Annotated in this window: 16 protein-coding genes and 1 pseudogene; all 17 read right to left on the bottom strand. The window is 60.3% G+C overall.

What is annotated here, in order from left to right:
- Positions 1-213 precede the first annotated feature (213 nt).
- A complete protein-coding gene (locus JTJ32_RS12405; protein ID WP_210042184.1) occupies positions 214-642 on the bottom strand; it encodes a tail fiber assembly protein in 429 nt (142 codons plus the stop codon).
- A 640-nt stretch (positions 643-1,282) separates the two neighbouring features.
- A pseudogene (locus JTJ32_RS12400) lies at positions 1,283-1,897 on the bottom strand (phage tail protein); the annotation flags it as partial.
- A gap of 10 nt (positions 1,898-1,907) precedes the next feature.
- A complete protein-coding gene (locus tag JTJ32_RS12395; RefSeq protein WP_210042183.1) occupies positions 1,908-2,507 on the bottom strand; it encodes a YmfQ family protein in 600 nt (199 codons plus the stop codon).
- Entirely contained in the window at positions 2,495-3,535 is a 1,041-nt protein-coding gene (locus tag JTJ32_RS12390) for a baseplate J/gp47 family protein (protein ID WP_184322172.1), read from the bottom strand. The genes JTJ32_RS12395 and JTJ32_RS12390 overlap by 13 nt, the downstream gene beginning before the upstream one ends.
- Positions 3,525-3,923, bottom strand: coding sequence for a phage GP46 family protein (locus tag JTJ32_RS12385; protein ID WP_184322173.1), 399 nt, complete (start codon positions 3,921-3,923; stop codon positions 3,525-3,527). The genes JTJ32_RS12390 and JTJ32_RS12385 overlap by 11 nt, the downstream gene beginning before the upstream one ends.
- Positions 3,923-4,432, bottom strand: coding sequence for a phage baseplate assembly protein V (locus tag JTJ32_RS12380; RefSeq protein WP_099228561.1), 510 nt, complete (start codon positions 4,430-4,432; stop codon positions 3,923-3,925). The genes JTJ32_RS12385 and JTJ32_RS12380 overlap by 1 nt, the downstream gene beginning before the upstream one ends.
- On the bottom strand, positions 4,429-5,535 hold the full coding sequence (locus JTJ32_RS12375) for a phage baseplate assembly protein (RefSeq protein WP_099228562.1): 1,107 nt from the start codon (positions 5,533-5,535) through the stop codon (positions 4,429-4,431). Before JTJ32_RS12375 ends, JTJ32_RS12380 begins: the two co-directional genes overlap by 4 nt.
- A gap of 3 nt (positions 5,536-5,538) precedes the next feature.
- Complete coding sequence (locus JTJ32_RS12370) at positions 5,539-6,957, bottom strand: DNA circularization protein (RefSeq protein WP_210042182.1); 1,419 nt, start codon at positions 6,955-6,957, stop codon at positions 5,539-5,541.
- Entirely contained in the window at positions 6,954-9,236 is a 2,283-nt protein-coding gene (locus tag JTJ32_RS12365; RefSeq protein WP_210042181.1) for a phage tail tape measure protein, read from the bottom strand. Before JTJ32_RS12365 ends, JTJ32_RS12370 begins: the two co-directional genes overlap by 4 nt.
- Positions 9,237-9,366: 130 nt before the next feature.
- Positions 9,367-9,663, bottom strand: a complete 297-nt coding sequence (locus JTJ32_RS12360) for a phage tail assembly protein (RefSeq protein ID WP_004885402.1) — start codon at positions 9,661-9,663, stop codon at positions 9,367-9,369.
- Complete coding sequence (locus JTJ32_RS12355; RefSeq protein WP_210042180.1) at positions 9,660-10,007, bottom strand: phage tail tube protein; 348 nt, start codon at positions 10,005-10,007, stop codon at positions 9,660-9,662. Before JTJ32_RS12355 ends, JTJ32_RS12360 begins: the two co-directional genes overlap by 4 nt.
- A 67-nt stretch (positions 10,008-10,074) precedes the next feature.
- Entirely contained in the window at positions 10,075-11,571 is a 1,497-nt protein-coding gene (locus JTJ32_RS12350; RefSeq protein ID WP_210042179.1) for a phage tail sheath subtilisin-like domain-containing protein, read from the bottom strand.
- 18 nt (positions 11,572-11,589) lie between these two features.
- Positions 11,590-11,775, bottom strand: a complete 186-nt coding sequence (locus JTJ32_RS12345) for a DUF2635 domain-containing protein (protein WP_099228567.1) — start codon at positions 11,773-11,775, stop codon at positions 11,590-11,592.
- Positions 11,772-12,362 (bottom strand): phage tail terminator protein, encoded by a 591-nt coding sequence (locus JTJ32_RS12340; RefSeq protein WP_099228568.1) that lies wholly within the window; start codon positions 12,360-12,362, stop codon positions 11,772-11,774. Before JTJ32_RS12340 ends, JTJ32_RS12345 begins: the two co-directional genes overlap by 4 nt.
- 86 nt (positions 12,363-12,448) lie before the next feature.
- Positions 12,449-12,787 carry a hypothetical protein gene (locus JTJ32_RS12335; protein WP_099228569.1) on the bottom strand — a complete coding sequence of 113 codons (339 nt, stop codon included), beginning with the start codon at positions 12,785-12,787 and terminating at the stop codon, positions 12,449-12,451.
- Complete coding sequence (locus tag JTJ32_RS12330) at positions 12,768-13,157, bottom strand: DUF3450 domain-containing protein (RefSeq protein ID WP_099228570.1); 390 nt, start codon at positions 13,155-13,157, stop codon at positions 12,768-12,770. The genes JTJ32_RS12335 and JTJ32_RS12330 overlap by 20 nt, the downstream gene beginning before the upstream one ends.
- Positions 13,158-13,461: 304 nt before the next feature.
- Complete coding sequence (locus JTJ32_RS12325; protein WP_210042177.1) at positions 13,462-13,899, bottom strand: hypothetical protein; 438 nt, start codon at positions 13,897-13,899, stop codon at positions 13,462-13,464.
- Between the last annotated feature and the right edge of the window lie 91 nt (positions 13,900-13,990).

The following is a 13,990-nucleotide window of genomic DNA, read 5'->3' as shown; positions in this document are numbered from 1 at the left end:
GAGAATGTGCGTTTATGACTGAACGACGCTTGCTGGCGTCAGCAGACCTCCTGCTTGGTCTGAGTTACAGGCCGCGCTCATCAGCGTTTTCTGATCAGCGCTTGAAAGGCGGCGTTAACTGCCTGAACGAATGCAGTTCTTTCGATAGAGCTATCAAAGAACCACAGAGCGGGTGAGAGCGGAAACAAAAAACGCCCCTTCATTGAGGGGCGTTTAAGTGAGTTCCTTTGGAAGCCAATCGGGCGATTCAGGCCGATGATCTATCAACGGAAAATCTCTGGACTCTGGCCATTTACGAAGTTCGCGGCGGTAAGTCTGAAGCTCGGTATAGTGCGCGGACGTCAATGTTGTCATCGACGCACCCTCCAACTCGTCACGATGACGACTGACCAAGCCATCCGTGGCAGCGAGTTGGCCATCTCGCCAAAACCGCTCGTTACCGATCAATACGTTTTCAGGCAGCGGCAACGGATCGGCCAGAATAGGACGCCCGTTCTCATCGGCAATAATTCGCAAGCCGGAAGCAGGTCCCTCAAGTAGGGCAGCATGTCGCTCATTCGTGATTTCGAGCGCATCTTCGGGCACATACATGTTTTCAGACGAGTCATAAAAACCGCCTGTCATTGCTGAGTAAAAAATCATATTGAAATCCTCAATAGCCGATGCCGATAATCGTGGTTCCTGCAACAGATCCGATCTTCAAAGACTGGCCGTTATTCATGAGCTTTGCTCCTTGCCGGTTTCTGTCAACAATGGACAGTGTCATGTAGCCGTACTCGGACACTGTAAAATCAGGAGCAAAAGCGATAGAGGTGGCTGCATTATCGAAAGAGATGGGCCAATTGAACGGGGTCACACTTCCTTGTCCGAGCGGGATAGAAACGTTAACCCATTGCATGAGAGTTCCGTTGGGCAGCCTTTGACGCCCAGAAGGACCTGAAACACCGGCAAGAACGGCGCAATACTTCAGTGCGACACTGCCTCCCAGCAAGCGCCATTCACCGGCCACCCGAGATAAAAGCGCCGAGTCACCTGCTCCCAGTACGATTGAAATTGTCGCGCCAGACTGATTCGTCAGGCTGTCGTTTCCGGAAGCCATCAATGTAACGGCCCCAGCTCCTGCACTGATAAGCATAATGGTCCCACTGGTGGGCACTTTCGCCGCTGTCGGCATCGTCACTGTTATCGGTGTTGAAGACGCGGCGCTTATTACTCCTCCGACGCTATCCACACCAAGTACAGTGCTTGTTGCTATAACATTGAAGCCTGACCATTCGAAACCCGGATTACTCCCCTCTTCCACCTGCCCATACCGATTGACCTTCACCCGGCTGTAGTTCCCCGCAGCGACGCCACTGCGTCCCAGTGCACGCTCGAAGACCAAACCTGTCGTGCCCAGAACCGGAGCCGTCGTGTTGGTCAACTGCCAGACCGTACCGCCATTCCTGGTACCCGCCTGCACCGGCACAAGGTGACCTGGGGTGCACTCAGTGCTTTCATTGGCATCCTGTGCGCGGGTCCAGGCGTCGGCCGCTGCCAGGTAAATCCAGTTCTGCGCCGGGCTGTCCTGGTTCTTGACCAGTACCCGGTCACCCGCCACCAGCGTGACGTCATCAATGGTTTGCAAACCGCTGAGGCCGATCGCCATCGTCGTCGCACAGCGCACGGACTTTTTGTAGTCCGAGGCGGCGAGGCCGAGAATGGCTCGGTGCAGTTGCGTGACATCCGCTTCGCTGGGCACCAGACCGGCCCCCAGAATCACGTTCAGAATCTCCTGCGTCACCGAGTTGCCCCATTGCGCGGGAATCAGCGAGCCGGGTGTACCGGTTGCCGGGTTTTCATCGACAAATTTGCCGCTCACCAGGCCTACGCCTGGCACACTTTTGGGATAGTCCACGTGTTGTTCCTCAATTGAAATTAACGAATTCAATGCTGTGCGCCGGTGCCGCTCGACGAATCAGGCATTCGATTGCGGTTCCGGGATTGACCCCGAACCGTTCTCCCCAGTAACTGGCGCCAAAGCGCCGACCCAGCCTCTGGCGCCCACCGGTGTTCAGGGTCCACATGAATTGCGCGACCCAGGTGCCGAAATGCGCCTGCCCGAAACGAGAACGCCCCATACGGGGCGCTCGAAGTTCAGTGACAGAGGCGTCGGGGTAGCCCTGACTGACGGCAATGCCGACATAGAACGCTGCGTTCTGCCCTCCTACGGCCACCAGCCGCTGGCGTACCGACAGACGCCGGTCTTCGAACAGCGGCTTGAGGCCGAGGCAGGGATCGGGCAGGTTCATGACCCGCTCCCAGTCCGGGACCAACTCGCTGACGGTGGCCGGGTCCATCTCGTTGAGCAGGTCGAAGGCGCGACCGTCAATGCGAGCGAATTCGTGGGAGAGGGCCGTAATCAGTTGCTGCACCTCGGGCACGCGCTCCGGGTCCCAGGCAGGTCCCGGCGGCAGCAGGGCTTGCAGTTGTTCGGTGTAATGCTCGGCGGTTCTTATGACGACCATAAAATTCCCCCGAACGTGAGCAACTGATTGGCAGCTGCCGTGACGTTGGCCGTCGGTGAAATCAACACATGATCGGTTTCTCCGGTCGCCCGGCTGATGGCCTCGGCGATGTGGGTCAGCAGCAGGGTTTCACCCAGGCCCGCCTCACGGTTGTGCAGATCGACCAGTTGAGCTTGAACGGCGGCGCGCACCGCCGTGGTGTCCGGCGTCAGGCTGATGGTGTAGGTCACTGGCTTCTGCACCGGCGCCAGCACGTACAGTTCGGCCGTGACCGGGCGAAGCGGCTCGATGTACGCCGCCACCTGCGCCAGCTGATCCGCATCCGGCGTCGGGGTGGCATCGTCGTCGCGCATGAAAAACACAGCGACGGTGCCCGGCCCCATGTAACGGCGCACGCACCAGGCACGCGTTACACCCGGCACGTCCAGCGCCCAGGTGACGTAGTCATCCTGATTGCCGCCGTGCGGGATGACCCGATAGGAGCGCACGACACGGGCCCTTAGCGACTCGGTGCTTTCCCGGGCGATGCCGCCGGTCAGGCCGTCGGCGATCACGGTAAAGCTGCTGTCGATGCCTTCAACAGGCTGCACGACGGTCATGACCTGCCCGGCATCCGCATTACCCAGAGCTCCCGCGTCCACCGCCTCGACAGTGGTCGTGTTGTTGCCCGCCACCGTGGTAACGCCCTGAGTCACGCGGTAGAAGCGCCCGTCGCTGAACTGCAGGATGGTATCGGCATCCAGCACAGCGCCCGCTGCCGCTACAAAACGTACCGAGCCGGTGGCGGGCTGCGCGGGTTTGCGCGGTTGCCTGAGACGCAGGATGGCCTGGCGTTCAAGGGTTTCCTCATCGGCGGTGTCCGGGAGAATCTGGTCCGCGATCCAGTCCTGATAACCGTACAGTCCATAGGCTGCGCCACTGTGGGCACGGGACAGCACGCGGGCATCGGACTGACGAAGCGCGTCACCGGCCAAGTCAACCTGTGTCCGGTTGACGAGTGCCGGTAACGTGGGGGTTTCAAACGGCATAGATCACCTGCCACTGTTCTGAAGGGTTGAAACGCACGACCTGGCCGTCCGGGACGACCAGCTCGACGCCCAGGTTCAGGCGGTTGCTCTGAACCTGTTCGGTGAAGATGTTGATGCGCTGAACGTGACCGTCCTCGATCAGCCAGTTCAACGCTTCGCGGGCATAGAACTCGGCGTCGCGTTGCGTCTGAGCAGTAAGCTTGACCCTGCGCAGCAGCCAGAGCCTGGAGCCGATCCGGTCATTGGCGACGGCCGGGTAGGTGTCGCCCCACCAGCCGAAGCGCTCGGCATCGTCGAACGGATCGTCCGCTTCGGCACGACGCCAGGTGAACAGGCTGATGATCACCGAGCGCAGCAACGAAGCCTGCAAGGAGCCTTCGATAATCATCAGCCACCTCCAACGGGCGGCCCGCTCTGGTCGGGACCGGAGCGCACGCTGCCATGCAGGTGAGTGATCTGGCTGATGCCGCCGGCAATCTGGTCGCCCTGGGAAACGATCTTTCCCGTCTGGGTGATTTGCGGCGTATCAAAGTTCACCGCCGTCGCCGCCTTGATGTTCAAGGTATTGGTTTCGATATCGATGACCTTGCCGCGCTTGAAGTGAAGCTTGTCGCCCTCATCGGTGTAGATCGCTACCTCGCCAGACTCCAGTCCCTGAAGGCGATAACGGCGGTCAGCGACGACCAGCAGCAGACCGTGGGAGCGGTCACCGCCGATGAAGGCAGCGATGCCTTCGGCGCCGGCCAGCGGGTTGCTGGTAAAACCATAGGGTTCGAAATGCTCCATGTCCCCCCTGACCTCCCCTGCCGTCAGGCGCATTTGCAGCGCCTGCATTTTGCTGCTGGCCCTTGCGAGCACGACCGTGCCGCGCACCAGCATGCGATTGAGTAGACTCATGCGAGCGTTCCTTCGTAATTGGGTTGCGCGTAGCTGTACGCGTCCTTGTTGACCGGCACCTTGCTGCGCTTTTCAGGATCACCGGGCTCGGCTTCAAACCCCTCTATCGGACCCACAACCAGCGTGGTGGTGGTGCCTTTATCGTTGAGCGAATAGGTAATGGCTGAAATCAGCATTTCCTGATTCAGATCGAGGATCGAGTCGACGACCCGGACTAGCGTGTTATGGCGCCAAAGCGCGCCGTTGGACTGCCGCCAACCCTGCACCTTGTAAGTCGTGAGCCGCGTCTTGCCCTGGCGATGGCCGCGCTCCCATTTGGCACGGCTCAACGCCAGTGCCGGTGTGATCGGCGATTCCTCATGGATGACCAGCACACGCGCAGGCGTAACGCTGCTGTCAGTGACCGAGGCCGAGACCTCGGACGCCGCCTTGCCGAATGTCTTGTCATTGCCCGCTTGCTGGCCAATGACCTGGTACTCGGAAAAGAGTCCGGAAAAATCCAGTGGCGCAACGGCTGACAGTACGTTTCTGCCCAACTCCAGCGCGTCCACTGCATTGCCCATGCTGCCGGGTCTGGCGAGCACGACATTGCCGTACTCGTCATCGGTGGAAAATATCCGGAACACGGTCAGCAGGCGGTCGATGGACTTGAACACGGTCTCACCGGGCTCGATGGTGTGTTTCGATTTCCTCGAGGTTTCCGGTATCTCGCTGAGCACCTTCACGTTGTAGGGCGCGGCCAGCTCCCTGACGATGGTCAGCGCCGATACGTCGTTCCACTCGCCAGGCTTGTTGATCGCGGAACAGTCGATCAGGTCGGCCGTCAGGGAGCGCCCGGATATCTTCAAGGTGATCTGGTTGCCGTCATAGCTCACAGGTGTGGCGAACACCCGACCCGTCAAGATCAATTCGCCACCGATACTGACCGCACACTGGGCACCTGCCCGCACCGGCCTGACCATGTCCGTTCCAGGCCATTGCCAGGTCAGACTGATGTCAAAGCTGCGCGCCTGACGCTCGATTCCTGCGGAGATTTCCACGGTTTTCCAGCCAGCGTAATCCTTGTCATCCACCGTCAAGGTGACAACATTGGGGTCGATCATGGGTTACTCCTGAGCGATCTTGAGCGTGCCGGGCGACACGAAACCTGGATGCGGGATACGGTTGCGCTGAACCACTTCGTGCGAGCGGCTTGCGTCACCAAAACGACGGTAAGCCAGCACCAGCGCAGGCAAGGGTTCGGAAACCTTCATGTCCTGCAGGCGCACACCGGAAGCCGCCACCGCGTTGAGGTGACTGATCAGTGCATGACGCAGCGTATTGAGCGCCAGGTAATGCTCCGGATCGGCTTTCAGGGCCGCGTCCCAGATTGCCGCGCTGAGCGTGTCGCGCAGTTCGATCACGTCGTCGGCCACCGGCACATCGGCACGTTGCAAGGGTTGCACTCGTTGCTGATCCAGCGAAGGAACGACCAGAATCGGTTTCGTGCTGACCGCCACCGGCATGCTGGCCACAACCCTCGCCACTTTGACGAGCAACGCGTCCTGCACCAGGTCCGCCGTGGCCTGAGCCGTCACGCCGGTATCGAGACCTCCACCCTGATTGATCTGGTTGATGCTGGAGACCGCCTGCGCCTGCTGGGTCGCGTCGGAGATGATCGAGCGATACGGCACCGACTCGACACCCGAGGCATTTCGAGAGCCCGAGGCGACGCTGCCCGCACTACCGTAAATGCCGCCGGAACTGCCACCTGCATTGCTGCCTCCGGAGCTGCCGGACCCGCTGCCCGTACTGCCACCACCAGATGCAGCGCCGCCAGCGCCGACGTTGTTGCCGCTGCTCTCTCTGCTGCTCCGACGACTGTCGCCCTGGAAGCTGGCAAAGAACGTGGAGAACATCGTGCTCAACGTGTAAGGCGCATTGACCAGCGAATACACCAGTGCGGTGGCATCCGAATAAATCGCCATGAACGAGGCGAACTGCCGCTGAATCGTGGCAAAGACGCCAGACAATGTGCTGCGCAGCGCCTGAATGTTGATACGCACCGCATCCACCGTCGCCATGACGGCACGGTAGCGCCTGAGCGCCGAATCCAGCAGTCCCTCCGACGCCTGCACGAGCTGGCGTCCGGTGTTGAGCGTCGACGTCGGAAACTTCAGCGGCTGATCCGGGTAGAACTTCAGGTTCAGATGCACGATGCCGCCTTCGGCCAGGCTGTGCGTCATGTCGCAATCGCCGACCTGCACCTGCATCCGCCCCAACCACGGATGCACCAACTCACCGGCGCCCGGCGTTTCAAGCGCCTGAAGCAGCTTGTCCCTTTGTTCAAAGCAGTCCGGTCCGACAATGAACGCGGTTACCGTATGGACTTGCGATTGCTTGCCCAGCGATTCGAAGTAAGGCTCGTCACGCTGCGGAAACTCATGCAGTTGTCCTTTGCGTCCTATCGGAACGACCGTACTGCTGATGAAAAAGCCGACGCCCCGAAAAGACGCGGGCAGCAGGCTGTCACGCCATGTACTCATGATGCGGCTCCTGCGCCGAGGGTTCGATAACCCACGCTTGGCGATATCGTCAAACCTGGTTGATTGGTCTGCATCTGTTCGGTGCGCATGCCCGGCGGTGCGTTTTCAAAGCGAATATTGAGCTCGCCTTCAAGCCGTGAACCCGTGCCTGCGCCCTGTTGCAGCAACAGGCTGCCGGGGGCAGGCAGGTTAGGCGCGCTCAGCAACTGGCCGGTTGCCGGAATGCCCATCGCCTGATTGATCTGCTGCTGTTTCAACTGGCTGACCTGCACAGCGTCCGCCGTCAGAAAAGCCCCTTTGCCACCACCGGGACCGGCGTTATCCACACGCCGCTCTTCAGCGAACTCGTTGAGCTTTTGAGTGGCCTTTTGCAGCAGAGACTTGTCATCGGAGCCAATACCGAACCCGTTCAGGATCGGGTCTATAAACGGCTTGATGTCCGTGAACAGACCCGAGAAGAAGGTTTTGATCGGCGCCCACTTCTCGCTGATCGAGTCCATCGGCGACCAATTGAACAGCCCTTTCAGCGTTTCCATGAGAGGCGCGGTCTCGGCTTTGATGCCCTCCCAGATACCCGTGAAGAAACCACTCACGGGCTGCCAGGCAGACGAAATCATGTCCATTGGCGACCAGTCGAACAGCGATTGAAAATAACCAATCACCGGTGAAGCCAAGGCCTGTATAACGCCCCAAAGCGCGCTGAAGAACGCGGACAACGGCTGCCAGTTCGAGATGATCAAGCCGATCGGCGACCAGTTGAACAACGTTTTCATCACGTCGAACGCCGACGCAGCCAGCGTCTTGATGCCGTCCCATAGCCCAACAAAAAACGCCGATAATGGTTGCCAGTTCGAGACGACCAGTTCAATTGCCCTCCAGCCGAAGACGGTCTTTAACGCTTCCCACAGCGCCATGACCGGCTCACGGATGGCGGACCATACCGCCTGGAAATACGGGGCGACGGTCGACCAGTTGGCGATCAGCAGACCGGCGGCCAGCGCCAGCGCCCGCACGACCATGCCCACCGGAGACATACCGAGAACCGAGCTCAGCACCCGGCTGGCATTGGTCGCCGCGATGACGGCCACTTGCAGCACGCCAAAGGCGATCGCAGCGCCCACCACACCTTTGATGACGCCTGGGTGTTCGGCGGCCAGTGCTGCGACCTGAGAAATCATTGGCCCGATCACGGCCATTGCTTCGTTCATCGCAGGCAGAAACATGCTGCCGATATTGATGCTCAGGCGATCAACCCGATTCTCCATCTCTTTCAAGGCAACGGCAGTGGTCTGCGAGTTGGCCTGAAACTCCTGCTCGATGGTGCCTGCCGACTGCACGCCTTCCCCGACTTTCGCCAGGTTGGAGCGCAGCACATCCAGATTTTTCAGCAGGGGCTTGATGGCACCCAGCGATTCTTCGCCAAACAGTTGCGTGATAACCGCCGACTGGGTGCCCGGATCGACCGTCGAGATGGCCTTCAATACCTTCTCGATGGTCCCGGACGGGTCCTGCTGCATGCCTTGGGTCAGTTGGGTGATGTCCAGTTGCAGGGCCTCGAAAGCCCCGGCCTTGGCTGCGCCGCCCTCGGTAATCGACTGCATGAAACTCTTGATGCCCTTGGCAGCCACATCGGTCGGTACATCCACCCCGGCCAGCGTGGCGCCCATCGCGGCGATCTCGCCCGACGCCCGACCCGCCACGGGCCCGAGCGGGCCCATCGCGGTGACCATGGTCGCAATCTGCTTCTCCAGATTGTTGCCACCCAGCACGTTGATCTTCTCGGACAGTGCAGCAACCTGCGGCTGCGTCATCTCGAACGAAGAGCGCCACTTGCCCATCATTTCGCCAGACTGAGCTGCGGTCTGATCGAACGCGATGCCCATTTTCACGGCATCGGTGGCAAACCCGGTCAGCTCGGCACGCGGCACACTGGCCTTGGCGCCTTCACTGACAATCGCCGCAAGACCAGTAGCGCTTTCCGGAAGCCGTTCACTCAAGTCAAGAATGTCACGGCTCATCGCCTGGAATTGCTGCGGGGTTTCAAACGTCACCGACCGTTTCACACCGGCCATGCTTGTCTCGAAACCCATCGCAGCCTTGACCGCATCGATCAGCGGCTGCGCCAGGTCGTTTTCGCTGATCATGTCTTTGAGCGGGACTTCTCCCAGGCCGGAATCCTCAAGCCCTTGCTGAAATCCTTTGACGTTCTTGTTGACCGTCGCGAGCGTTGGAGACAGTTGATCGACGCCGGTGATCAGCGTTTTTATAGTGTTTGCCATCACTCCCCCTGCAGGATCCGGTTGATGCGTTGCGCCTGCAAGATCGACTCGGTGATGACGTCCAGCTCCCTGGACATCATCAGTTCGGGGTCGGTCTTCCAGAAGTACGCGAGGTCGTAAACGACGGCTATCAGGCCTTCAAGGTCGCTGATGCCGCTGCCATGAAAAAACTCGCGACCTTCCAGCTCAACGTGTTGATGTCGCACAGGTCCATCTGGTTGACGGACGACGGCGGGATGCCGGCGCAGACGGCGATGTACTTCGCCGCCACGTCCAGATCGAGGGACACATCCTCGTTCTTGTCGATCCGGTAAGGCAGGGCCTTGATGGCCCGCGCTTCCTGTGCGGTGGGACGGCGAAACGTCAGTTGCGAGACGGTTTCGCCATGAGCCTCGATAGGGCTCGCCAGCTCGATGATTTCACTCATTGCCAGCTCCCCTGGCTGCCATCGAACTTCAGTTCGATGGTGCCGTCGTCGGCCTTGCTGATCGGCTCGTCGACCAGATAGGCCCCGGACAGGACGTAGGTCTTGCCGTTGTTGAACTCGCAGGTGATGGTCATATCCACACCGGAGGTGAGCAACTTGAGCGGCAGATCCGGCGTATGCACTGCGGTGAGTTTCAGCCAGGCAGCCTTGTCGGTTTCCTTGTAGTAACCCGGAACCACTGTATCGCGCTTCACATTCATCAACGGGGCTTCACCGCCACCGGTAATGGTCAATTGGGTGCCATCCACTTTGATGTAGCAGGTACCCGCAACTTTCTGAGCCATGTTCTTTTATCTCCAGAATGAAAAAACCCGCACGAGGCGGGTTTGAAAGTGATGTTGGTGGGAAAAGTTAAGCCGCTTCGTCGTACTGCAGGCGGAACTGGTTGAGCAGCGCGAACACGCGCAGGCCGTTGATGTAATCCGGCGGGAACATCACGTTCACGCGACTCGGATCGTTGCTGTCGCGCTCGACGATCAGGTGCTGGGCGAACACTTCAGCGTTCTCCACATGGCCTTCTTCCTCAAGACGGGCGTACTGCGCGATCAGCTCGCCGCGAATGGTGCTCGGCGTGATGATCGGCTGACCGGCGCCGAAACGCGTGCCATCGCTGGCCAGCTTGTGGCGGCCGTACTTGCTGGTGATCACACCCTGCAGGCGGCGAATGATGAACGCCGACTGGTGCATGGTTTCGCTGTCCAGGTAAGAGTTGTCGGCCTGACCATAGGCGTTCTTCTGGTACGTGGTGATCGAACGCTGAATGCGCACATAACCGCCTTCGTAGTACGCCGTGGCAATGCCGTAACGCAGCAGCGACTCACGCTCGGTCAGAGTGAAACGCTGGCTGGCCGGTGCCGGATCCAGGCCGGGCATGGTGCCGCTCTGGGTCGGACGGCTGGCATCGGCGGAAATGAACACCGCGGTGCGTGCAGCCAAGGCAGCCGCTTGCAGCCAGACCGGTTGCGGCGCTGCCATCTCGACGGCCTGAATGGTGATGTGCTGATCGTTGCGCAGTTGACCCGCCGCGACCAGCGTACCGACTGTGCCACGCTTGGCGCTGTAGACATGACCGTACAGTTGGCGCGCCCAGCTCCAGCGACCGGTACTGTCATCCATCGCCGCTTTCCACGCATCCAGCGTAGTGGTGTCGGTCCACGGCAGGCACAGGAACTCGAAAGGCTCATCGCCCAGTGCCGCCAGGGCCTGAACCTGATCAGGAGTGCCGACGCCGCCGGTCATGGCAGTGACTTCAGCGGTCAGACCTGCCGGAATCGCTTCGCCATTGGTCTTGCCCAGGCGGTTGAATTCCAGACGGATGTCGTTGCCGCTCACGCCGCTCCATTTGCACGAAAGGGTCAGCACGCCCGCGTCTACAACCGAACGGACTGGCAGATCAGGCGTGGCATTGATCTTCACCGACAGGGCATTGGCAGCCTGAGCCGACGTTGCGCCGTTGACCACCGTGGCCTGCACACGCACGCCACCGACGTACAGGTTCAGCAGACCGGTTTCGGTCGCAGCACCCGCTACAGTGACGGTCGCACCGGCTTTGGCACCTTCGGTGTTGAGCAGCGGCAGGCACCAGACTTCACCGGTCGGGTCGGCCTTGCGCCAGGTTTCGTACATGGCGGCGAGCATGGAGCCCTGCCCGCCGAGGTTCTTCGCCAGCGCCACGCTCGGCACCAGCACCAGCGAACCGATTTCCGGGCCGGTGACATCGTCGTTGACTTGAGCAACGATCAGACGGCGCATGCCGGCCGACGCGCTGTTGGCGGCCGAGTTGTCCATCTCCGCATAGAACAGCGGCACTCGGACATCGGATGGAATGTTGTTAAAGCTGATAGCCATTGTTTGGCTTCCTCTTGGTTAAGCCGTTTCGGCGGATTGAGTGGGGGATTGCTCGGTTTGAAAGGTGATATCGCCGTCGTTGTGACGGCGTTGCCACCAGGCGTTGAACGTCACTGTGCGCCCTTCGGCAGGCAACAGATCGCCTGCTTCCGGGTCGGGTACGGTGCGGCCTTCGGCCGGTAGAACGGTGATGCGTTGGGTCATGGTTTTACATCTCCTGAGAATTTCACTTCGATACGCCCATCCGGGCCTGGGTGTTTCAGGTTGGGGTCCGCCGGGTCGATGCTGTCCATCTCGAACGTGGCACCGGTAAAACCCGGCAAACCGTCCAGATACGCCTCATGCCAGGTTTCTGCGGGCTGGCTTTCGAGGTTGCGACCCAGCTGAAACTGCGCGGCAAAGCCGAAGCGATAGGTCACGCGGTCACCGCTGATCTGCACCAGCGCACCGCCCTGGTACTGCATCGGTTCGTACTCGCGCTCCGGACTCCAGCCCACCAGCGCACGCCATAGTTCGGCGCGAATCCCATGCAATTGCTCACTGGCTTCCTGTCCGCGCTTGTCACCGCCATCAAGCACCACGACCACGTCGAGCCGGTCAGTGACGGTCTGGCGAACGACGTTCTGCAAATCGTTGGGCGTGGCCAGATCACCAGTGGCAATCACATAAGCCGAGGGATGCGCGAGCTGATCGCCGAGGGCAACCGCCGCCCAGTCGATCCCGGCGCTGATTCGCCCGGCAAAGGTCGGACAGGTCGCCTGCAGATGGGCAACAATCGGGGTTATCTTCATGAGTGAATCCGCGTGTAAGAAATGTCGATCCGGCACGCCAGCAATGGCTGCCAGTCTGGAAGGTGTACAGGGGTGAACGCCTTGAGCTACTGGGTCGCCTTGTCCAGCACCTTGTTGGCCTTGTCGGCAGCGCGACTGGCCGTGTGCGCCGCCTCACTGGCGACCGTGGCGGCGCTTTCAACCTTGCCGACGGCCTCGGTTGTGCTCTCGGCCAGCCGGTCCAGACGAAGATCGCGCCTGCCCAGCGCCGCGTCATAGGCTTTGCGGACCTCGGTCAGTTGCTGGGTGTGTTCGGCGTTGGCGGACCATTGCCCGGCCTGAAACCCGAGCATCAGGCAGCCCGCGATCATCAACGCGGCGATCACCCAGACCTCGATCTGGCGCCAGGCGCGCCGAGCGATGAAATCAATTACGCATCTGTGCATCGTTGGCACCTCCGAGCTGGGAACGAAGCCGGGCTATCTCGGCGCTTTGGGTGGTCACCTTGTCGGTGAGCTGCACGATGTGGCTGGTCAGGGCTTCGATCTTGCCCTCCATACGGCCGACGGCTGCGGCCAGTTCGTTGCGCTCCCTGGCGAACTGATCAGCCCGCGCTTCAGCCTCCTTGCGAATCTGTCGCTCGGAGTCGAGCAGTTCATTGAGCCGCCGGACGGTGCCGATGTCGGCGTTATCCATTGCCCGGTCGGCGGCGTCTCTGGAAAGAAACTTGCGCAGCCATAAAAAGCCGCCAAGCAGAATGGTGCCAGTGCCGCCCAGCCAGGTAGCTGTGCCTGGTCCAAGGTCGGTTGGGTCCATCTTTGCTCCACGCATAAAAAAGGCCGCACAGTGGCGGCCGGGGAAATCCATGACGGTAGTCCGCCAGGGCGGGCTTCGAGGCGGGTCACGAATGACCCGTTTCAGCCGTTGCGCGGCCTGCCTTGAGCAGCAGTTCCGAGGCGCAAATCGCATATCGTGGGACCTTTTTACCCCCCTCCGGAAAGGCTGGGAAGGGGCAATTTCGGGGTGGGTCGAGTTTGACCGGACTTCAACCCGAGTTCGACCGCAGCTGTGCAATCAACCCGGATGAGCGGTGCGAAACACCGCGTGGTCCGAGGCGAAATCAGGCTCTGCGCGCGACTTCCTTCTTGTGGCTTCGGGAGGCGCTACGCGCAGAAAGCGCAGTCAGAACACTTTGATGGAGCTTGTCGACCCAGTTGCGGTACGTTCGATCGGCGCCTTCATTAATGCCCAACAAACGCATCTGCTCGCGCATCGGCAATGACTCCACGTAACGCAGATTGGCGAGCTGCGCCAATTCAGGCCCTCGGCTCCTGGCCGGACTGCGCGCCATCTCGGCAACAGCCGCTTCGACTTCGCTGCTTATATAGTCCATGCCGCTGCCATTGCCGATCAGCGATCGCGAGCCCGGCGTGCTGCGGGGAATATAAGCCCCCCATTCCATGATCCCGGCCATCGGACTGCTCAACCCGCCACTCAGGCCAATACGATTGCGCTGCTCGCCCCAGTGCACCATTACCGCTTCTACTTCTTCGATCATTATGTCGCTCCTGACTGTTCAGAGAACATCACCTGACGTCCTCGAGAAAGCCAGACAATACAATCTGTATTTTTTATACACAACAAGGCAT

This window comes from Pseudomonas alliivorans (assembly GCF_017826695.1).
Lineage (GTDB): Bacteria > Pseudomonadota > Gammaproteobacteria > Pseudomonadales > Pseudomonadaceae > Aquipseudomonas > Aquipseudomonas alliivorans.
This window is presented reverse-complemented; position numbering and strand designations above follow the sequence as displayed.

What these genes read in the sequence shown, in the direction of transcription:
- JTJ32_RS12405 (WP_210042184.1), bottom strand. Translation starts at nt 642, where the DNA reads ATGATTTTTTACTCAGCAATGACAGGCGGTTTTTATGACTCGTCTGAA.
- JTJ32_RS12395 (WP_210042183.1), bottom strand. Translation starts at nt 2,507, where the DNA reads ATGGTCGTCATAAGAACCGCCGAGCATTACACCGAACAACTGCAAGCC.
- JTJ32_RS12390 (WP_184322172.1), bottom strand. Translation starts at nt 3,535, where the DNA reads ATGCCGTTTGAAACCCCCACGTTACCGGCACTCGTCAACCGGACACAG.
- JTJ32_RS12385 (WP_184322173.1), bottom strand. Translation starts at nt 3,923, where the DNA reads ATGATTATCGAAGGCTCCTTGCAGGCTTCGTTGCTGCGCTCGGTGATC.
- JTJ32_RS12380 (WP_099228561.1), bottom strand. Translation starts at nt 4,432, where the DNA reads ATGAGTCTACTCAATCGCATGCTGGTGCGCGGCACGGTCGTGCTCGCA.
- JTJ32_RS12375 (WP_099228562.1), bottom strand. Translation starts at nt 5,535, where the DNA reads ATGATCGACCCCAATGTTGTCACCTTGACGGTGGATGACAAGGATTAC.
- JTJ32_RS12370 (WP_210042182.1), bottom strand. Translation starts at nt 6,957, where the DNA reads ATGAGTACATGGCGTGACAGCCTGCTGCCCGCGTCTTTTCGGGGCGTC.
- JTJ32_RS12365 (WP_210042181.1), bottom strand. Translation starts at nt 9,236, where the DNA reads ATGGCAAACACTATAAAAACGCTGATCACCGGCGTCGATCAACTGTCT.
- JTJ32_RS12360 (WP_004885402.1), bottom strand. Translation starts at nt 9,663, where the DNA reads ATGAGTGAAATCATCGAGCTGGCGAGCCCTATCGAGGCTCATGGCGAA.
- JTJ32_RS12355 (WP_210042180.1), bottom strand. Translation starts at nt 10,007, where the DNA reads ATGGCTCAGAAAGTTGCGGGTACCTGCTACATCAAAGTGGATGGCACC.
- JTJ32_RS12350 (WP_210042179.1), bottom strand. Translation starts at nt 11,571, where the DNA reads ATGGCTATCAGCTTTAACAACATTCCATCCGATGTCCGAGTGCCGCTG.
- JTJ32_RS12345 (WP_099228567.1), bottom strand. Translation starts at nt 11,775, where the DNA reads ATGACCCAACGCATCACCGTTCTACCGGCCGAAGGCCGCACCGTACCC.
- JTJ32_RS12340 (WP_099228568.1), bottom strand. Translation starts at nt 12,362, where the DNA reads ATGAAGATAACCCCGATTGTTGCCCATCTGCAGGCGACCTGTCCGACC.
- JTJ32_RS12335 (WP_099228569.1), bottom strand. Translation starts at nt 12,787, where the DNA reads ATGCACAGATGCGTAATTGATTTCATCGCTCGGCGCGCCTGGCGCCAG.
- JTJ32_RS12330 (WP_099228570.1), bottom strand. Translation starts at nt 13,157, where the DNA reads ATGGACCCAACCGACCTTGGACCAGGCACAGCTACCTGGCTGGGCGGC.
- JTJ32_RS12325 (WP_210042177.1), bottom strand. Translation starts at nt 13,899, where the DNA reads ATGATCGAAGAAGTAGAAGCGGTAATGGTGCACTGGGGCGAGCAGCGC.